Raw genomic sequence first — 19,454 nt, 5'->3', positions numbered from 1 at the left:
CGGCGCGTCGATGGGCGGAAGAAGCGACCTCAGTCTTTCGCTGCGCCCTGCGCTGCGGAAGCGACCACACGCTCGATCAGGAGTCGAAAATCATGAACAAAATCGTGTCGAGGGGACTGTGGTTCACAGTCATCCTTGGCGGTCTATCACTGGCGGGGATCGGTGCGGCCAACGCTGCCGAACCCTCAACGAGCGGCACCGACGGAGCAGCTTCCGGCGATGTGCTCGGCATCAACCTGAGCGCACCGATCTCGCTGGCGGGCAACGCCATCAGCGCGGTCGGCGACGCGCTGTCGAACGCCGCGACCACGTCGACGCCGGCAGCAGCATCACCACCAGCATCGTCCGATCCGGCCACGTCGACGTCGTCGACACCGGCCGCATCGACATCGGGGAATGGAGGCATCGCCTCCGGTGACATCGTCGGCGGAACCGTCTCGGTTCCCGTCACGGTGTCGGGCAACGCCGTGAGCGTCGCGGGTGATTCGACGAGCACGGGTGCCGCCACATCCGCTGCGTCGCAACCGACGGGGACCGAGGGCCCCGCAGCTGCGACGACCAGCGGAGACGACAGCGTGCTCGGCGGTCTCGTGGCTCCGATCACGGTGAGTGCACCGATCACGGTCAGCGGCAACGGAATCAGTGTGCTGGGCGACGCGACATCCGACAAGGCGGATACGTCGACCAGCGGGGGCTCCGTTGCCGCTGTTGCCGGGGCACCGGCCACCAGCGGAAACGACGGCGTGCTCGGCGGCCTGCTCCTGCCGATCGGTGTGAGTGCTCCGATCACGGTGGGCGGCAACGCCATCAGTGCGGTCGGCGACTCCGACACCTCGGATCCGGTCACCACGACGACGTCCGACGGTGGAGGATCCGGCGGCGGTTCCGGCGGTTCCGGCGGCACCACCACGGGCGACGGCAGTGTGCTCGGAGGCCTGCTCGCGCCGATTGACGCGAGTGTGCCGGTGACAGCGGGCGGCAATGCCATCAGTGGTGTCGGCGACTCGACGAGCACCGGCGCGAGCACCACTGTTGCCGACCCGGCAGGAGCGTCCGGCGGCAGCACGAGCGGCGACGGAAGCGCGGTGGGCGGTCTGCTCACCGATGTGGGGCTGAACGTCCCCGTCACGATCGGCGGCGATGCCGTCAGCGTGATCGGCGACTCGACCACGACGGGTGCCGGCACCTCGGTTCCGAGCGGTCCGACCGGTCCAACAGGTCCGACGGATCCGACCGGGCCCACCGGACCGACGGGCCCGACCGGACCCACGGGATCCACCGGAACGACCGGTTCGGTTCAGCCTGTGGTGTCCACTCACGCGGTAGGCGGCGTCTCGGCATCCGCGGCGACATCCGACGCGAACGACCTGGCCGACACCGGGTCGAACGTGGTCGGTGCCTTCGGTGCAGCGCTTCTGGTGCTGCTCGCGGGACTCGGCGCGCTGCTCTTCACGCGCCGCCGCACCGTGCGGGCGTGATGCCCACGCGTCGCTGACGCATCATCGATCGGCGGATGCCGGTGCCCGGTCCTCGGACCGGCGCCGGTCTCCGCCGATCGGCGCGCCCGCACAGAGGCCGCACCACTCGGCTGGCAGCGGACCAGTCGCCGTCATGCCGGCCGCCGTGCGACCCGTTCGAGTTCGTCCTGCGTGGCTTGTGCCGCTGTGCCGCCGCGACCTCGCACCGAGAGCGAGCCGGATGATGTCGCCCAGCTGAGGCGGTCCGCCTCCGTCGGAAGACCCATCGACAAGGCTGCGAGATAGCCGGCGTCGAAGCTGTCGCCGGCACCCGTCGTATCGACGAGGTCGACGGTGAGCCCCGGCGCACGGGTGATCGTTCCCGCGTCGATCGTCACGCCGCCCGCGGCACCGACCTTCACAACGACCCGCGGGCCCACCTCCGCAAGGCCGCCTGCGGCATCCTCGACGGAACCGTCGCCCGCGCGTCCGAGAGCCCTCGCGATCGCGATCAGCTCCTCCCGATTCGGGAAGAACAGGTCAACGCGTGAGAGCACGTCGGCCATGCCCTGCCAGGTCTCGCTCGGATCCCAGTTCGTGTCGATGCTGGTCGTGATTCCCAGGTGCCGGAGCCGGTCGAGAAGCGCCGGCAGCTGAGCGGCGAGTCGGGGCTGCAGGTAATAGGACGCGAAGTGCACGTGTGCCGGGTGACCGGACTCGACGGCATCCAACACGTCATCCGCCGTCAGCTCCGGGATGGCGCCCGGCAGCGTGAGTATGCCGCGATCCTCTCGCTTGAGGAGCACGACGGTGAGGCCGGTCGCACGATCGGGATCGATCCGGATGCCCGACACATCGACCCCACGGTCGGCGAGACGACCGGTCATGAACTCGCCGAACGAGTCGTCGCCGACCACGGCCGCGAGCGTCGTCGGGATCCCGAGACGGGCGAGGCCGCACGCCACGATCGCGGCGCTGCCACCGATCACGAGGTCCGCAGAGTCCAAGAGCTGCTCGGCCTGGCCGAACCGTGGGACGGTGTCGCCTGCGAGGATCAGATCGGGATTGGCGTCGCCGACGACGAGCACGCCACGAGCCGTCATCCCTTCAGACCGGAGAACGTCATGGTGGCGATGAACTGCCGCTGGGCGAACAGGAAGAAGATGATGAGCGGGGCCGTCGCGATGACGTTGCCCGCCATGATCAGGCTCCAGTCCGTGCGGTGACCGCCCTGGAAGTTGGCGATCCCCAACTGCACGGTGAAGGCATCCTGGTTGTTGATGGCGATGAGCGGCCAGACCAGGTCGTTCCACGCGCCGAGCAGGGTGAAGATGGCGAGCGTCGCAAGAGCGGGTCGGGCAAGCGGCAGCACGATGCGGAAGAACACCTGCCACTTGCTGCAACCGTCGATCATCCCCGCCTCTTCCAGTTCGACAGGGAGCGAGAGGAAGAACTGCCGCATCAAGAAGATGCCGAATGCCGTGGCGAGCCACGGCACGATCGCCGCACCGAGGCCGTTCAGCAGTCCGAGCTTCGAGAACAGGATGTAGGTCGGGATCATCAGCAGCTGGGTCGGGATCATGATCGTCGCGATGATCATGAGGAAGCCGAAGTTGCGCCCCGCGAACTTGAGACGCGCGAACCCGTAGCCGGCCAGCGAGCAGAGCACGATGTTCGACACGATCGCCGTGATCGAGACGATGGCCGAGTTGCCAAGCCAGAGGAGGATCGGCGTCGTCTGGAACAGCCGCACGTATCCGTCGATCGTGAAGTGCGACGGGACGAATGGCGGAGGAAAGGCGACGAGCTCCTTGGCGGGCGAGAACGACGCCAGGATCATCTGCAGGAAGGGAATGAGGAACAGGAGCGCGATCGGCATGAGCACGAAGTGCCAGGCGCTCAGCCGGTGCCTCCTCGGGCTGCGCGCCCGGGCGACCGGCGTCGCCGCCTCTTCCGCCGCGTGCGCGGCCGAGTCGAGGATCGTGGTCATCAGAACGCCTCCATTCCGCGGCGACGCGAGTAGATCACGACGCCGATCGTGATGGCCAGGGTGACGATGAAGAGCACGTAGGCGGCCGCAGACCCGTACCCGAACTGCAGCGCCGAGAACGCCTTCTGGTAGAGGAAGTAGACGATCGTCGTCGTGGCATCCAGCGGCCCGCCGCGGGTCGTCGTGTAGACGAGGTCGAACAGCTGCACCGCCTCGATCATCTGCCAGATGGTGACGAACACGGTGACCGGCGTCAGCTGCGGCCAGATCACCCGCCAGAACGCCTGCCACGAGTTCGCGCCGTCGATGCGTGCGGCCTCGACGAGCTCGGACGGCACGTCTTGCAGTGCTGCGAGGTAGATCACCGTGGTGAACGCCGCCGAGCCCCAGAGCGACATGATCGCGATCACGAGCATAGCCTGGTGCGGATCGTCGAGCCAGCCCTGCTGGGGCAGGTGCAGCACGCGAAGCACGTTGTTCACGAGGCCGAACTGCGGACTGAACAGATAGGTGGACAGGATGCCGGTCGAGGCCGCCGACGCCACGAACGGCACGAAGATGGCCGTGCGGTAGAACCCCATCAGCCTGATGCGCCGGTTCAGCGCCACCGCGAGGAACAGCCCGAGCAGCACGGATGCCGGCACGAACAACACCGTGTACCCGAACGTGTTCCAGACCGCGGTCCAGAAGTCGGAGTCGGTGATCAACTGCGCGTAGTTCGCGCCGCCCACCCAGGTGGCCTGGCTGAAACCGTCCCAGGACTGGAACGAGAGGATGAACGCCCAGATGGCGGGGAAGATCGACAGGCCGAGGATGATGATGGTCGCCGGCGCGACGAATCCCCATCCGGTGGCCGCCGACTTGAGGCCGATGACGCGCCGGACGCGGCGCTTGCGCGCGGCATCCGGCACCCCACGATGATCGGTTACGACGGTGTCTGCCATGTCAGTTGTGCCCGATCTCCGGTCACTTGCCGAGCTGGGCGTCGGCCGTCGTCGCGGCCTTCTTCAGGGCATCCGACGGCGTGCCCTGACCCTGCAGCACCTGCGAGATCGCCTTGCCGATCGCCACGGAGAGCGCCGCATACCCCTTGGAGGTCGGCCTGGCGTTCTTGACGTTCTTCGCATTCTCGGCGAACACCTTGTAGCCCGGGTACTCGGCCTCCTGCTTCTGCGCCGCCGCCGAGTTGGCCTCCGAGGAGCGAAGCGGCAGGTTGCCGAGGGCGACGTTGAACTTCTCGTCCTGCGCGGCCGAGGTGAGCCACTCCGCGAACTGGTACGACCAGTACGCACGGTTCTTGTCGTGGTGGTCGAAGAGGGCCCAGACATCCGGACCGGACACGGTCTGGTGGTCGCCGTTCGTTCCCGGCAGCTGAACGACGCCGTACTTGGTGCCGCCCGTCTTGAGATCGCTCAGTTCCCAGGGGCCAGAGGTGATCATGCCGATCCGGTTGCTCACGAAGAGCTGGCCGAACTTGGTGTCGGTCTGGTCGAGGTACACGCTCTTGTCGTCGACGGCCATGTCACGCAGGAAGGTCAGCGACTTGTCGCCGGCATCCGAGGCGAAGGTGGCCTTGGTCTGCGCGTCGTTGAGAATCGTGCCTCCGTTCTGCCACAGGTGCGGCCAGAACTGCCACGTCGTCTCCTCCGAGCCCGACACCGAATAGCCGTACCCGTAGATGTGGTTGGCCGAGTCGGTCAGCTTCTTCGCCGCTGCGCGGAAGTCCTCCCACGTCCAGTCGTTCGTCGGGTAGGCGAGACCCGCCTTGTCGAACAGGGTCTTGTTGTAGAGGAGGCCGATGTTGTCGACGACCGCGGGGAATCCGATCGTCTTCTTGCCGGTCGGCCGCGCGGTCTCCCGTGCGGCAGCGGTGAACTCGTCCCACTTGACGCCGGGCTGCTCGACCTGCTTCGTGATGTCGAGCGTGCGACCGGATGCCTCGAGCTGGCCCGCCCATGAACCGAACGCGTACGAGACGTCGGGGTACTGGTTGCCCGCGAACCCGGCCGAGAGCTTCTGCAGCAACTGATCGGTCGACGACGCCCCTGGCGACATGTCCACCGTGACGTTCGGGTGCAGCTTCTCGAAGTCCTTGGCCAGCCCCTCGATCAGCGTCTCCGCCTGGTCGTCCTGGCCGGACCAGACCTGAATGGTCACCTTCGCGCTCTTGTCCAGCGTCGTCGCTCCCTGCGACGATCCGCTGCAGCCGCTGAGTGCGACGGTGAGGCTCGCGGCGACGGCGAGCCCGCTGATGACCGCGCGGCGGGATCTGCGGTTCATGGGTGACTTCCTCTCGGGTGGGTGTCGCGGGTGGGTATCGCAGGGTAGGTCGAGGTGCTCAACCGAGGACGATCGACCGGGTCAGGTGACGCGGGGCATCCGGATCGAGGCCGCGCCGCTCGGCGACGGCGACGGCGAGTCGTTGGGCTTTCGCGAGCTCGACAAGCGGGTCGTCGATGCTCGTGATGACCGTGGCGCCCGTTGCGCGGATGTCGTCGACGAGTCGTTGTTCCGTCGCGCCGAAGATCCAGACCAGCGAACGCTCGTCGGCGACCGCCAGCGGCCCGTGCCGGTAGTCGAGCGCCGGGTAGGACTCCGCCCACGCTTGCGCGGCCTCGCGGATCTTCAGGGCGGCCTCCTGAGCGAGGCCGTACGTCCAGCCGCTGCCGAGATAGACGAAGTGGCTGCGGTCGGCCAGTGTCGGGTCGGCCGGCTCTGCGAGCGCAGTGACCGCCGCTGCCGGCAGGTCGGCGACGTCATCGCCGAAGGCCGCACGAGCGAGCAGCAGCACCGTCGTCGGGAACCGCGTCTGCACGACGGAGCTCTCGTCGGCGAAGTCGAGGAGCAGAACATCGTCGACCATCCGGGCCACCGGAGAATCCGCGACGCCCGTGATCGCGATCGTTCGCACCCCGGCGGGCAGCGCATCGAGCGCCTCGATCACTTCGGTGGTGGTTCCCGATCGGGTGAGCGCGATGACGGCGTCGTAATCGCGCCAGACGCGAGGCTCAGAGGCATAGGCGGCATCCGTCTCGCCGAGGCCCGCCTGCTCGCGCAGAGCGGCAAGCGACTCGGCCACGAAGGCGGAGGTACCGCAACCGATGATCAGCACCCGGCGGCCGTCAAGACGCAGCAGCTCGGATGCCTGTCCGACGCGCTCGTCGAGCGCTCGCCGCCAGATCTCGGGCTGGCTGTCGATTTCGGTGACGGTCAAGCTCACTGCTACTCCTGTGTAGTGCTTCGGCGAGCGACTGTTCGCTCGGCTCTTGGGACTCATCATGAGCACGGACTGCGCGTTTGACAAACGTTTTGTGCGTTTCGCTCAGTCTTGGTGATCGTTGATTACAGACGTATTACGCACGGGTCGATCGGGCCGAACGTCGCCGCACGGTCAGGGAAGGACGAACTCCCTCTCGCCGCCCAGCTGCTTCGGCAGCAGTGGCGCGTGCGCAGCCGTGAGCTCGTCGCAGAGCGCCCAGATCTGGGCGGGGGTCAGCGTCGAACTCGCGTTGGGGTCGACGAGAACGGCTCGCCGCACGAGCTCGGGGTCACCGGTTCGTGCCGCCTCGATGGCGAGCTCCGCCACCGAGAGATAGGTGCGGTTCAGGGCAGCACCCTGTGTCGGCACGCTGCCGAACGGCATCGCGTGCACCCCGTCCGCGTCGACCGTCGCCGGCACCTCGACCACGGCGCCCTGAGGCAGGTTGTCGATCAGTCCGCGATTGACGACGTTGGCGTGGATGACGCGTTCGGTGCCGGTCAGGATCGAGTGGATCACCTGCGGCGCGTACTCGGCCGCGCCCTCCTCGAGCTCGAGATCCCGGTTCGTGGCGAGTGCTTCCTTGGCGTGCTCGTACTCGGCGACGTTCTCCTCGGAGATGCCGATGTACTGCAGTGGCTCGATGCGGAATCGTTCGATCTGAGCATCCGATCGCAGGAACCACGAGAGGTACTCGGAGGAGTGTTCGCTCGTCTCCGTCGGGTAGTAGCCGATGCGTCGGAACATCTCGACGCGCACCCGTCGCCCGAGCTCTGGGTCGGCCGCGATCTTCTCGCGCAGCAGCGGATAGAGGCTCTCGCCGTCCCTGCTCCACTCGGTGAGCCATGCCTGATGGTTCACGCCGGCAGCACGGTAGTGGGTGCCGTCCAGCGGCACGCCGATGAGCTCGCACAGGTCGTGCACCGTCCAGTACACGCTGTGGCAGAGTCCGACCGTGCGGATGCTGGGGGCGACCACCGACATCCACCAGACGTTCATCGCCATCGGATTCGTGTAGTTGAGGAACCACGCCTCTGGGCACAGTTCGAGCATGTCGGCCGCGATCTCGGACAGCACCGGAAAGGTGCGAAGGCCGCGGAACACTCCGCCGACACCCGTCGTGTCACCGATCGTCTGGCGCAGACCCGCTCGTGCCGGCAACTCGAGGTCGACCCTGGTCGCATCGATGCCGCCGACCTGGATCATGTTGACGACGAAGTCGGCACCGGCGAGCGCCTCGCGCCGGTCGAGCGTCGCGACGATCTCGGCCTCGCGGCCGAATCGGCGAAGCAGCTGCTCTGCTGTTCCCTTGGCGACTGCGAGTCTCTCGGCGTCGATGTCGTGCAGCATGAGCCGAAGCGCAGGCAGATCATCGAACCGGAAGAGGTCGGCGAGCAACTGACGGGTGAACACGACGCTTCCCGCGCCGAGAAAGACAACCTGTGGCATAGGCCGATCATCGAGCACTCGAGCAATGTGCGCAATAAACTGCACGGAACATCCCTACAATGAGCATTCTGGTTGCACGGTTGACGGTTACCGCGCAGGAAGCGAAGAACGGACGACGACGTGATCGCACCGACTGCTAGAACGACAAGGCCGCTGCCTCGGTTCAGCGCCTCTGCCAAACGGACGACCCGCATGGTCGCCATCCTCGATCTGGTCGCTGACCGCCGTTCGATCAGCCTCGCTGATCTTTCCGAGACGCTCGGCGTCTCGGCAGCCACCGCCAGACGGGACCTAGCGGAGCTCGCCGACCAGAATCTTCTGCTGCGCACCCACGGCGGTGCGAATGCGATCGACCGCGGCAACGAGCTGCCCGTCACGCTTCGAGACACTCGCGCACACGAGGCCAAACGTGCCATCGCGAGAGAGATGGCAGCGCGCCTGCCCAGCGAGCGCTACGCCATAGCCTTGAGCGGCGGCACGACGACGGCCGGCGTCGCGCGTGAGCTCGACGGTCACGGCAACCTCACCGTCGTGACGAATTCCGTCGCCATCGCCCAGCTTCTCGCGGCCTCTGCCGGCGTGCGTGTCGTGATGACGGGCGGATTCCTGCGCCCACAGTCGCTCGAGCTCGTCGGCGCTCTCGCCGAGAGCACGTTCAGCGCGGTCAACGTCGGCACGGCCATTCTCGGTGCCGACGGCATCAGCGCGGAGGCGGGTGTGACGACCCACGACGAGACCGAGGCCCGAACGAATCACGCCATGGTGCAGAAGGCTCAGCGCACCGTCGTGGTCGCCGATGGTTCGAAGGTGGGACGCGTCGCGTTGGCGCAGATGGCGCCGATCGAGCAGATCGCCATGCTCATCACCGACCCGTCAGCGGACGTCGATCAGCTTGCGGCCATCCGTGCTGCCGGCGTCGAGGTGGTCATCGCCGAGTAGCCGTGCGAAGGGGTCAGCCCACGTCAGGCCTGGATGACCGACAGCACGTTGCCGGCCGGGTCGCGGAACCACGCGATGTCGGGACCCCACTCGGGGTTCTTCGGACGCGCGATGCCCTTCGCATCGGTCGGCACCTCAGCGTCGTCGTAGATCTTCGTGACGACGCCTGCCGCGTTGAGCTCGTCGACGGACGCCTCGATGTCGTCGACGACGAAGTTCAGGATCGTGAACGACGCCGGCTGATGGTTCGGCTTCTCGTACACGAACACCTCGGCGCCGCTCGGCAGGGTGAGGCGGATGCCCATGTCTCCCTCCGCCACGACCGCGAGCCCCAGCGTGCTGCCGTAGAACTCTCGCGCGCCGTGCAGATCGTCGACGCTGAATCCACTGAACGAGTCGATCGCACTGAACATGCCCTCACCCTACGGCGTCCCTCCGACCGATGGGAGGGAGGGTTATAGGCCAGAACGTGTGGATGGGTTCGGGCGTGTCATGTTCGTCCTGCCCATCCTTTGCGGGGGTAGAGGCCTTCTTCTGGGGTGAGGCCGGTGTCGTAGAGGGCTGGTCCGTCGGGTTCGGGGGCGGGGTTTGGTTGTCGTTTCTCGGGCTCGTTGGTTGTCGTGTTGATCGCGGTGTCGAGGTCGGTTTCGTGGAGGGTGAGGAACCATTCGACTGCGCGTCGCCGGTGGGTTTCGCTCATGCCGCGGTGGTGGCGTAGGAGGTCACGGATGCGACTGTTGATGCCGCCTTCCAGGGGTGAGGTGGTGCGGGGGTTGCCGTAGCTGATCCAGGTGAACAGGACGCCGTCGCGGGTGACTTTGCGGATCAGTAGCCAGGCTGTGCGGAGTCGGTCGTGGGTGAAGCTCCAGCGTCCGTTGCGTAGCAGGGTGCGTTCCCTGGTGAGGTGCCCGAAGGTCTGCCACCACTGTTCGAGGTGGAGTTGCCAGGCGATCGCTTCGTCTTCGTCGGTGACTGTGCTTAGTTGCATGACCAGTTTCCGGAGGGCTCGGCCGGCGTCGGTTCTCGGAGTGCGGGTCAGGTGCCGGGTCACGTTCATCTGGAGGTGGAAGATGCAGCGTTGATGTTTCGTTTCCGGCCAGCAGTGATGGAGCGCGGTCGGCAGGCCGCTGCCGCCGTCGGAGACGATCACTGCGGGGGCGGGGATCTGGTTCAGGAGCGCTTCCCACGCCGCAGTGGTCTCTCTGGCGCACCATTGCCAGGCCAGCACGTGACCGGTGTCGTTGATCGCGATCAGCAGGCACCAGGTCCCGATCCAGATCCCGTCGACCAGGACGGCGTGATCGGTCTTCGTGGCCCTCGGCAGGCAGGGTTGCAGCCGCCAGCACCAGGCCGTCTCACGTCGGAACGTGCGCCCGGTGGCAGTGCCATCCAGCTCCGCCTGGGTGCGCTTCCCCGTGATCCACAACGCGAACCGTCGTGTCTGTTCCCGACGCGTGACATCGGGTCGCTTCCGCACGCTCGAGGCTCTGCACGAAGAACACAACCACCGTTGCGTGCCGGCCGCGGTCTGGCCATTCTTCACGAGCTTGGCAGCGCATACCGGACACGTCGTCGAGTTCGTCGGAAGACCCACGACTAAGCATCGCGAACCATAACAACCCCGAAATCACCCCGGAACCACGCCCCAAAACCCCGAACCCATCCACACGTTTTGGCCTATAAGCCGGGAGAGGGAGGGCTCGGAGTGGAGACCCAAAAACGCCCGACGGGCCGGTATTCCGGCTCCTCGGGCGTTGAATTGGGGTAAGCGGGCGAGTTATCACGGGCCGCCGTTCTCCGCCCCCACGGAGAACTGTGAACGACCTAAGAGAAGCTTCGTCCCGGCGCCGTGACGTTGTCAAGCATCCGTCGAACGTCGCGCCCGTTGGATGCCCACCCCGTTGGTGGGGCTGGACGCGACGGCCGGAACGTGCAATGGGCACGTCCCGGCCGAGTGCCGCTGCTGCGACGTCAGGCGCGCAGATCGAGCCAGCGCACCTGCTCATCGGAGAGCTCGATGTCGAGCCCTGCGAGCGAGGTACGAGTCTCCTCGATGCTGCGCGGGCCGATCACCGGGAACGTCGGGAACGACTGTGCGAGCACGTATGCGAGGGCGATCGCGGTGGGAGCGACTCCCAACTCGGAGGCGAGCTGACGCGCCCTCGCGAGACGCTCGAAGTTCTCGTCGCTGTAGTAGCAGCGCACGAGTTCCGCGTCCGATGTGTCGTCGCGGTCGGCGCGGGCGAAGAACCCACGCGCCTGCGACGACCACGGCAGCAGCGTCGTGCCGGTGCGCTCGAGCCACTCCCTGTCTTCCACGTCGGTGACATGACGACAGCCCTCCCACGGCACGTCGAGCGCGTGAGCGAGACCGAAGTGGTCGCTCAGCACGGCGAAGCGCTGCCGGCCGTTGGCATCCGCGTAGGACTGGGCCTCCTCGAAGCGGGAGATCGACCAGTTCGAGCCGCCGAAGACGCGGATGCGCCCGGCCCGCGCCTGCTCGTCGAGCACGTCGACGAACTCCCCCACCGGGATGTCCGGGTTGTCGCGGTGCATCAGATAGAGGTCGACATGGTCCGTCTGCAACCGCTCGAGGGTCTCGTCGAGCTGGCGAACGATCGACTCGGGGTCACAGTGCGGAGTGTGGGCGCCTTTTCCGACGATCACCACGTCGTCACGCAGGCCCCGGTTCGCTACCCACTGGCCGAGCAGGCGCTCCATCAGGCCGCCGCCGTAGATGTACGCGGTGTCGAAGGCGTTTCCGCCTCGCTCGACGAAGTCGTCGAACATGGCCGAGGCGTGACCGAGCGTCGTCTGGTTGTCGACGCCCAGCACGAGGCGCGACACGTCTTTGTCGAGGCCGGGGATGCGGCCATACCGCATGGGGGCATCCTGCCTGCGCACCGGCGGTCGACCGCTCGCCGGAGGAACGTTCGCCGTCTCGGCCTCGAACGGGTACTGCAGCCCGATCGCTTCGCGCCAGCTGTCGAGCGCACGGGTGTTGCCGAGAGTGTCGGCCCAGCCCATCTGCGGGCTCTGGCCGTCGGCTGCGTACTCGGCAACGGCATCCGCCTGCAGGGCGTACTGATATGCCGGTTCGACACGGATGCTCTCGGTAGCGGCATCCACCGGGCTCACCTCGATGAAGCTCGGCTCCTGGGTGCTCGGCAGCCACGGCTGCGGCACGACGATGCGCCCCCGCGAACCGGAAACGACGACCCGGTTGTCGTCTTCCACCCGCACGCCGCAGGTCAGGTGCGCGGTGACGCCGGAGGCGAAGACCGCGGATGCCGTCGTCCATTCGTCGACACCGGTCTCACCGAGGGTGCCCTTCGCGGTCAGTGAGACGGGGTCCGCGAACACACCGCCGGTCGCCGCTCCCGCCACGAGTCGTGCGATCGACATCGGGTATCCGCCGACGTCGAGGATGCCGCCGCCCGCTAACTCCGGGTTGAGCAGACGATGCTCGGCCGGAACGTCGGCGCGGAACGCGAACGACGCCTCGATATGTTGCACGTCGCCGATCGCACCGGAGGCGACGAGGTCGGCGAGCCTGGCAGTCTGCGGGTGGAATCGGTACATGAAGCCTTCAGCCAGGTACCGGCCGCTGCGGCGGGCCGCCTCCACGACGACCATCGCGCCTGCATGGTCGACCGACAGCGGCTTCTCGACGACCACGTGCTTGCCTGCCTCGAGCGCCTGGACGGCGAGTCGCACATGCCCCGTGTGCACGGTCGCGATGTACACGGCATCCACCTCGGGGTCGGCGAACAGCTCGTCGTACGAGCCGTGCACCCGGATGCCGCCGGGCGCGCTCTCGAACTCGGCCGCGAACGCCCGCCCGCGATCGGCGTCCCTGCTCGCGACGGCGACCAACTCGCCGGTTCGGCTGTGCGGAAGCTGCTCCGCGAATCGATGGGCGATGCCACCCGGTCCCACGATTCCCCATCGCACGTGCTGCAGTGCCTCGGCCATTGCCGTCCACCTTTCGTCGTCATCGATCGTTTCGGAAGAACTCCGGGCGCTCCGTCAGTCACAAAGGCCGTGAACGTTCACGGTTTGCGACTTTATCAGTACGATTCCTTGCATGGCAACACGCGCCAAGGCACCGACGATCAATGACGTCGCTGCGGCCGCCGGGGTCTCGCGGCAGACCGTCACGAGGGCGCTCAACGACATGGCCGATGTCAGTCCTGCCACGAAGCAACGCGTGATGGATGCCGCAGCAGACTTGCACTACCGGCCCAATCGCGCTGCACAGCGACTGGTACGCGGTCGCGACGTGACGATCGGCTTCGTCGTCGGGGATCTGCGCAATCCGTACTATCCCGAGCTGGCGTCCGAGCTGTCACGGCGCGCCGCCGCACGCGAGTGGGGACTCGTGATGGTCGACCTGAGCGGCCAGGGCGGCGATGAGCGCGTGGCATCCGTCGCCGGGCGCGTCGATGCGGTCATCGGCCACATCGCCACGGAACACCGCTCCGCCATCGACGCACGCACCCCGACCGTGCTCCTCGCTGACGACCCCGTCGCTGGCGATGCGTGGGTTCGGTTCGACTACGAACGAGGCATCCGCGACGCCGTCGCCCACCTGTTGGCCACTGGTCGCAGACGCATCGCGACGATCGACCACGGCGGTGTGTCCTCTCTGCGTATGTCGCTCTTCACGCGGGTTCTGAGCGAGAGCGGGCTCGCGCCGGTCGCCGAGGTCTTCGCCGCCGACACGCATCAGGGCGGGGTGGAGGCGGCCACCGGACTCGCCGCATGCGGAAGCCGACCGGATGCCGTGCTGTGCTTCAACGACGTGCTCGCGGTCGGCGCTCTGAAGGGGTTCGCGCGGGCGGGGGTCCGTGTTCCACAGGACGTCGCGGTCATCGGCATCGACGGGCTCGACATCGGCACCCTCGTCACGCCGGAGCTCACGACCCTGGCGGTCGACATGCCGGAGCTCGCCGACCGCGCGCTCGAACTGGTCGACGCGCTGCTTTCCGGACGCGGAGGCGACCTGCACCGCACCGTTGCTCACACGCTCGTGCTGCGCGAGTCGGCCTGACGCGCGCCGGCTTCAGGCCGAGAGCACTTGCGTGCCGACGAGCCCGGTGCGCAGCGCGTGCGCGACATCCGGCCGGGAGTTGCGGTGCGCCAACGCGATAGCCGCGTCGTAGTCGTAGTCGATCGCGCGGTGCTCGACGGTCCAGCCGTCGTCGCTCCGCTCGACGATGCTGTACCTCGCCTGCGGGCTTCCCGCCTCGACGCGATGAGGAGCAGGCGCATCGTCCTCGTAGGCCGGCCAGCCGACGCTTCCCGGGTTCACCACGACCGATCCGTCGGCGAGCACGCGAGAGCGCTGAAGATGAGTGTGTCCGCACGCGAACAGTCGGTATGGGCCCACGGATGCCCCGAGCCGGCCGACCACCTCCTCATCGGTCGCCTCCCGCAGGTGGTTCGCCGTGTCGTCGTCCGTCACCGTCTCGAGCAGATAGCAGAGGTCGTCGTCTGGGGCGCCGTGGAAAGCGAGCGCGCCGGGGGCGAACTCCAAGCGGGTCGGCAGGCTGCTCAACCACGCGCGGTCGGAATCGGTGAGCTGGTCGGACGCCAGGCGATCCGACGCGCCCATGCGTTCCCGAGGGAGCGTGAGCAGTTGCCGCTCGTGGTTTCCCCTGACGTGCCGGATATCCGCTCGCGTTCGCAGCACATCCAGGGTGCCGCGCGGGTCGACCCCGCCCGACGCGATGTCACCCAAGTCGACGATGAGGTCGACCGAATCGCGTCCGATGGCGTCGAGTACGGTACGAAGCGCAGGCGTGTTGCCGTGGATGTCCGAGATCAGTGCGACGCGAGGCATCCCGTCAGCCTAGACACCGTCTCAGGCAGGGGCCGCGATCTTGGGCTCCTCTGCGGCAGCGCCGTGCAACTCGTGCGTGCGCTCGAGCGCCGCGCCCTCCACGTCGACGTCGGGGACGATGCGATCCAGCCACTTCGGCAGCCACCAGGCTGCCTTGCCGAAGAGGTGCATGAGCCCGGGAACCAGCAGCATGCGCACGACGAACGCGTCGAACAGCACCCCAGCCGCGAGTCCGAAGCCGAGCGGTCTCACCATGGAGAGATCCGAGAACACGAAGCCGCCGAACACGGAGATCATAATGATCGCCGCCGCAGTGACGACCGCACGGCCGGCGCGCAGGCCGGAGACGACAGCCGCTCGAGCCTGCAGCCCGTGCACATATGCCTCGCGCATGCCGGAGACGAGGAACAGCTGGTAGTCCATCGCAAGCCCGAACAGCACGCCCATGACGATGATCGGCGCGAAGCTCAGAACCGGCCCAGGATCGTGCACACCGAACACGCTGCTGAACCAGCCCCACTGGTAGACGGCCGTCATGCCGCCGAATGCCGCGAAGAGCGACAGCACATAGCCGCCCGTGGCGATGAGCGGAACGAGCAGCGACCGGAACACGATGATCATGATGATCAGCGACAGGCCGATCACGACAGCGAGATAGATCGGGAGCACGTTCGCGAGGATCTCGGAGACATCGATGTTCGCACTGGCCTGTCCGGCGACGCCGATCGTCACGCCGCCCGACAAGGTGGATGCACCGCGCAACTCGTGCACCAGAGTCTCCGTCGACTGACTGCTCGGTCCGCCCTTCGGCACGACCTCGAACGCCATGAAATCGCGGGCGTCGGAGGTGCCGACGGGTGCCACTGCGACGATGTCGGAGTTCTTCATGAGCTCTCCGGCGATCTGCGCCTGCGTGGTCGTCACGTCGTCGGCGCTCACGGCATCCGGAAGCGTGGCCGTCACGATGAGCGGACCGTTGATGCCTGCACCGAACTTGTCGGCCACCGTCATGTAGGCGCGATACTGCGTCGAGCTCGTCGATTCGGCCGATCCGTCCGGCAGCCCGAGGCGCATCGACAGCGCCGGGATGGCGACGACGAGCAGGCCGACAACGGCCACCACGACCGTGAGAACGGCGCGGCTCGTGCGCATCGGCCGAACGGCGGGTGCCCGGTGCTCCGCCTGTCCGATGCGGGCGCGAGCCTTGCGCCCGAGCACTCGCATGCCGAGCATCGCCAGCAGGGCGGGGGTCAGAGTGACGGCGATCAGCACGGCGATCAGCACGCACACGGCGCCGACGGTACCCATGACGCCGAGGAACTGGATGCCCGTGATGTTCAATGCCAGCAGCGCGACGAGAACCGTCGCACCTGCGAACACGACCGCGTTGCCAGCCGTACCGTTCGCGAGACCGATCGAGTCACGCACCTCCATGCCCGCCAGCAGTTGACGTCGATGCCTGTTGATGATGAAGAGCGAGTAGTCGATGCCGACGGCCAGTCCGAGCATCACGCCGAGCACGGGCGTGACGGATGACATGTCGATCACACCCGAGAAGGCCATCGCGCCGGCGACTCCGACGCCGACGCCGATGAGTGATGACACCAGGGGCATCAGAGCGGGCCGCAGCGCGCGGAGCATCAGAACGAGAACGAGAAGCGCGATCACCACGCCGGTGACTTCACCCGGCCCGATGAGTCCGGAGACCGATGTGGCGATCTCCGACGAGTAGTTGATGGTCACGCCCGAGATGTGCGCGGCATCCAGCTTGGACGCCACCGCGGACTTCACAGAATCGGGCAGGTCGAACTGGCTGTCCTTGAACTGCACCATGCCGAGGGCTGTCGTGCCGTCCTTCGAAACGGTCTTGATGCCTGCGGAATCGTCGAGCAGTTGCTGCGCTGCGGTCAGCCGGCTCTTCGATGCGTCGAGGGTCTTCTGCGACGCATCGAGCTGAGCCTTCGACTCGTCGAGCTGTTTCTGCTGCGCATCGAACTGTGCGGATGCCTGGTCGTAGGCTCCGGCAGCCTTCGCCTGCGCGATGGCCGCGTCGAGTTGCTGTTGGCCGGCATCCAGCTGCTGGCGGCCAGCGTCGATCTGCTGCTGCCCCGACTGGAGCTGGGCAGCGCCGTCGGAGACCTTCTTCGCCTGCGCGTCGCGCTGCGTAGCCGTGCTGAACGGATCGACGATCGAGTCGACGCCCTTGACCGTTCCGACGGACTTCAGAAGTTTCGTGATCTGCGTCTTCTGGGCGTCGTCGAGCGCTGCGCCCTTCGACGTCTGGAACGTCACCGTTCCGGTGGCGCCACCACTCTCATCCAGCTGCTTCTGCAGCTGGCTGGTGACCTTCGAGGTGGTGGTCCCGGGAATGTTGAAGCTCGTGGCCAGCGTTCCGCCGAACGCGAGGAACGCTCCGCCCGCCAGGGCGAGAACGATCAGCCAGCCGACGAGCACCCTCCAGGGGTGACGGACGGAGAAGAGACCGAGACGGCTCAGCAGATTGGCCAACGACGTGCCTTTCTTCAGGTGGAGGTGCGACGCACCATCGAGCCGCTCATCACGCTATCCGACACCTGTTGGATAACCGTCAGATGTGGCAGAACTCACAGGCAATGCCCCGTTTCATGACAGAATCCGGTGCATGGATGCCCGCATCACCCGAACCCGCAGGAGCCTGCAAGACGCCCTGCTGGCGTTGGCGCGCGAGCGCAGCCTCGACGAGATCACGGTCGCCGACATCGCCGACCGCGCGGAGGTGAACCGCAGCAGCTTCTACCAGCACTACTCCGACAAGGATGTGCTGCTCGCCGACGCGCTCGACGAGGCGGTCGAGGATGTCGGCGCCCCTATTCTCGAGATCGTCGGCCCGGTCTCGGGGCCGCCCAAGGAGTTGTACGGCTATCTGCAGCACATCGAGCAGAACGCGGACCTCTACCGTCGGGTGCTCGGCGACCACGGATCACCGCTCGTGACGGGGAGAGTGCGCGACCGCATCGAGCGGCTCGCGACCGAGGCGATCCAACGTGCGGGCATCCCCGGCTTCGACGGAGTGCCCATCGACGTGCTCGCAGCAGGCATCACGGGCTCTGCGCTCGGTGTCGTGCGTGCCTGGTTGGAACGCGATCCGCTCCCTTCCGTGGCAACTGTCACAGACTGGCTCTGGCGCGTGCTGCTCGGCCCGGGCGGCGCGTGGACCGAGCAACCGGCCGTGACGGCCCCGGGAAAGGCGAAACGATCGTGAGTGGATACGACGACTTCAACCAGCCCATCATCGACGAGTTCCGCGCCAACGGCGGCACCGTCGCGACGAACGGCTTCGGCGACGGCCTCGTGCTGCTGCATCACACGGGTGCGAAGAGCGGCGCTGAGCGGGTAAGTCCGGTTCGCGGGCTGCGCATCGATGACGACACGTGGTTGGTGGCGGCATCGAAGGGCGGCGCCCCTGAGAACCCGGCCTGGTACCACAATCTCCTTGCGCATCCCGACGTCACCATCGAGACCGGAGACGCCGGCTCCATCTCGGTGCACGCCGAGAACCTCACGGGTGCACGACGAGCGGATGCCTGGAAGACGTTCACCGCCGCGAGTCCCGGATTCCTCGACTACGAGAAGCGCACGTCGCGTGTCATCCCGGTGATCGAGCTGCGTCGCCGGTAAGCCCTAGAGCGCCTGCAGCAGAGCTTCGCCGGGAGTCGCGACCTTGGCGACGTAGGTGCACGCGTCGAGCATCGGCCAGACTCCCCATCCGCCGCCTTCCGCACGGAACAGCGAGCCGAGCAAGGTGTCGCCGCGCACGATGTTCCACGGTTCCCCCTCCTCGGTCTGTACGAGCGTGTACGGGGTGTTCTTGACCACCACGACCTGCGTGCCGGGCTGCGGCTGGAAGTTCTCAAGCATCGTGCTGGCATCCTACGGGGAACATCGTCAACGAGGTGCTCTCCATGGTGCTGCTCCCTATCGCCTGAGTGCACTCGGGCGCGGCATCCCGAGGTCTTCGATCAGGTCGCCGAGAGCTCGGTCGAGCTCGGCGCCGGCCTGCGTGATCTTGTTGATGCCGAATCCGCTCAACTGCGCGCTCGGCACGTCGAAGCTCACGACGGTTCCGGCCTGAGCGGATGCGTGCGCCTCGATGCGGATCGGCGAGTACAGCAGCGCCCCGGGGTCGTGCCGGAACAGGCGTGCTGCGACACCGTGGTTGACGATCAGCCACAGGATGCTCGGCGTCGCGCTCCCGGCGAATCGCATCAACTCATCCGGCCGCGACGACCACACGCGCACGAAGCCGCTCGGCGCCTCCCACTGCAGGCCGCGCACGAAGCCGGACCAGTCGCCGTCCTCGGCCAGCCGGGCAAGGGCATCCGGGTCGGGCAGCGAGGGAACCGCCTGTTCGAATGCCTCGGCGAAGGATTCGAAGCGCGCGTTCGTCGCCAGCTGCACGCGCTTCGCCTGATAGTCGGCGATGCTCTCGTCGGCGTCATAACTCACCGCACCATCCTCGCAGTGGAGTCACTCCTG

At 67.0% G+C, this 19,454-nt stretch carries 18 protein-coding genes; 5 read left to right on the top strand and 13 right to left on the bottom strand.

Going from position 1 to position 19,454, the window contains the following annotated elements:
* Window positions 1-92 precede the first annotated feature (92 nt).
* The gene (locus MJ603_RS13905; RefSeq protein WP_243064341.1) at window positions 93-1,478 is read left to right on the top strand and encodes a hypothetical protein; all 1,386 of its coding nucleotides are present in this window, start codon (window positions 93-95) and stop codon (window positions 1,476-1,478) included.
* A 131-nt stretch (window positions 1,479-1,609) separates the two neighbouring features.
* Here the strand turns inward: MJ603_RS13905 and MJ603_RS13900 are convergent, their stop codons facing one another.
* The 6 genes from MJ603_RS13900 to MJ603_RS13875 form a co-directional block, all read right to left on the bottom strand.
* Window positions 1,610-2,560: a carbohydrate kinase family protein gene (locus MJ603_RS13900; protein ID WP_243064340.1), complete on the bottom strand. Its 951-nt coding sequence runs from the start codon at window positions 2,558-2,560 to the stop codon at window positions 1,610-1,612.
* A complete protein-coding gene (locus MJ603_RS13895) occupies window positions 2,557-3,447 on the bottom strand; it encodes a carbohydrate ABC transporter permease (RefSeq protein ID WP_243064339.1) in 891 nt (296 codons plus the stop codon). Before MJ603_RS13895 ends, MJ603_RS13900 begins: the two co-directional genes overlap by 4 nt.
* On the bottom strand, window positions 3,447-4,391 hold the full coding sequence (locus MJ603_RS13890; RefSeq protein ID WP_243064338.1) for a carbohydrate ABC transporter permease: 945 nt from the start codon (window positions 4,389-4,391) through the stop codon (window positions 3,447-3,449). Before MJ603_RS13890 ends, MJ603_RS13895 begins: the two co-directional genes overlap by 1 nt.
* Window positions 4,392-4,413: 22 nt before the next feature.
* Window positions 4,414-5,727: an ABC transporter substrate-binding protein gene (locus tag MJ603_RS13885; protein ID WP_243064337.1), complete on the bottom strand. Its 1,314-nt coding sequence runs from the start codon at window positions 5,725-5,727 to the stop codon at window positions 4,414-4,416.
* A 58-nt stretch (window positions 5,728-5,785) separates the two neighbouring features.
* Window positions 5,786-6,667 (bottom strand): SIS domain-containing protein, encoded by an 882-nt coding sequence (locus MJ603_RS13880; protein ID WP_243064336.1) that lies wholly within the window; start codon window positions 6,665-6,667, stop codon window positions 5,786-5,788.
* Between the two features lie 171 nt (window positions 6,668-6,838).
* On the bottom strand, window positions 6,839-8,155 hold the full coding sequence (locus tag MJ603_RS13875) for an alpha-glucosidase/alpha-galactosidase (RefSeq protein ID WP_243064335.1): 1,317 nt from the start codon (window positions 8,153-8,155) through the stop codon (window positions 6,839-6,841).
* A 192-nt stretch (window positions 8,156-8,347) separates the two neighbouring features.
* Here MJ603_RS13875 and MJ603_RS13870 point away from each other — a divergent pair, with 192 nt between their 5' ends.
* The gene (locus tag MJ603_RS13870) at window positions 8,348-9,094 is read left to right on the top strand and encodes a DeoR/GlpR family DNA-binding transcription regulator (RefSeq protein ID WP_243064334.1); all 747 of its coding nucleotides are present in this window, start codon (window positions 8,348-8,350) and stop codon (window positions 9,092-9,094) included.
* A 23-nt stretch (window positions 9,095-9,117) separates the two neighbouring features.
* Here MJ603_RS13870 and MJ603_RS13865 read toward each other — a convergent pair whose 3' ends face one another.
* The 3 genes from MJ603_RS13865 to MJ603_RS13855 all read right to left on the bottom strand — a co-directional run bounded on the left by MJ603_RS13865 (window position 9,118) and on the right by MJ603_RS13855 (window position 13,069).
* On the bottom strand, window positions 9,118-9,507 hold the full coding sequence (locus MJ603_RS13865) for a VOC family protein (RefSeq protein ID WP_243064333.1): 390 nt from the start codon (window positions 9,505-9,507) through the stop codon (window positions 9,118-9,120).
* 77 nt (window positions 9,508-9,584) lie between these two features.
* Complete coding sequence (locus MJ603_RS13860) at window positions 9,585-10,688, bottom strand: IS1249 family transposase (RefSeq protein WP_308220601.1); 1,104 nt, start codon at window positions 10,686-10,688, stop codon at window positions 9,585-9,587.
* A gap of 377 nt (window positions 10,689-11,065) precedes the next feature.
* Window positions 11,066-13,069, bottom strand: coding sequence for an aldo/keto reductase (locus MJ603_RS13855; protein ID WP_243064331.1), 2,004 nt, complete (start codon window positions 13,067-13,069; stop codon window positions 11,066-11,068).
* A gap of 112 nt (window positions 13,070-13,181) precedes the next feature.
* Between MJ603_RS13855 and MJ603_RS13850 the strand changes: the two genes are divergently transcribed.
* On the top strand, window positions 13,182-14,147 hold the full coding sequence (locus MJ603_RS13850; protein WP_243064330.1) for a LacI family DNA-binding transcriptional regulator: 966 nt from the start codon (window positions 13,182-13,184) through the stop codon (window positions 14,145-14,147).
* 12 nt (window positions 14,148-14,159) lie between these two features.
* On the opposite strand, the gene MJ603_RS13845 is transcribed toward MJ603_RS13850, so the two are convergent.
* A complete protein-coding gene (locus MJ603_RS13845; RefSeq protein WP_243064329.1) occupies window positions 14,160-14,939 on the bottom strand; it encodes a metallophosphoesterase in 780 nt (259 codons plus the stop codon).
* Window positions 14,940-14,960: 21 nt separating this feature from the next.
* Entirely contained in the window at window positions 14,961-17,447 is a 2,487-nt protein-coding gene (locus tag MJ603_RS13840; RefSeq protein WP_243064328.1) for an MMPL family transporter, read from the bottom strand.
* Between the two features lie 133 nt (window positions 17,448-17,580).
* On the opposite strand from MJ603_RS13840, the gene MJ603_RS13835 reads away from it, so the two are divergent.
* Together MJ603_RS13835 and MJ603_RS13830 are read left to right on the top strand one after the other, a co-directional pair.
* Window positions 17,581-18,180, top strand: a complete 600-nt coding sequence (locus MJ603_RS13835; protein WP_243064327.1) for a TetR/AcrR family transcriptional regulator — start codon at window positions 17,581-17,583, stop codon at window positions 18,178-18,180.
* Window positions 18,177-18,596 (top strand): nitroreductase/quinone reductase family protein, encoded by a 420-nt coding sequence (locus MJ603_RS13830; protein ID WP_243064326.1) that lies wholly within the window; start codon window positions 18,177-18,179, stop codon window positions 18,594-18,596. Before MJ603_RS13835 ends, MJ603_RS13830 begins: the two co-directional genes overlap by 4 nt.
* 3 nt (window positions 18,597-18,599) lie before the next feature.
* Here the strand turns inward: MJ603_RS13830 and MJ603_RS13825 are convergent, their stop codons facing one another.
* Together MJ603_RS13825 and MJ603_RS13820 are read right to left on the bottom strand one after the other, a co-directional pair.
* Window positions 18,600-18,836, bottom strand: coding sequence for a hypothetical protein (locus MJ603_RS13825; protein WP_243064325.1), 237 nt, complete (start codon window positions 18,834-18,836; stop codon window positions 18,600-18,602).
* Window positions 18,837-18,893: 57 nt separating this feature from the next.
* On the bottom strand, window positions 18,894-19,424 hold the full coding sequence (locus MJ603_RS13820) for a hypothetical protein (protein WP_243064324.1): 531 nt from the start codon (window positions 19,422-19,424) through the stop codon (window positions 18,894-18,896).
* Window positions 19,425-19,454: the final 30 nt, after the last annotated feature.

This window comes from Humibacter sp. RRB41, from assembly GCF_022761015.1.
GTDB lineage: Bacteria > Actinomycetota > Actinomycetes > Actinomycetales > Microbacteriaceae > Humibacter.
Note: the sequence above shows the minus strand (reverse complement) of the source record. Positions and strands in the feature narration are given on the sequence as shown.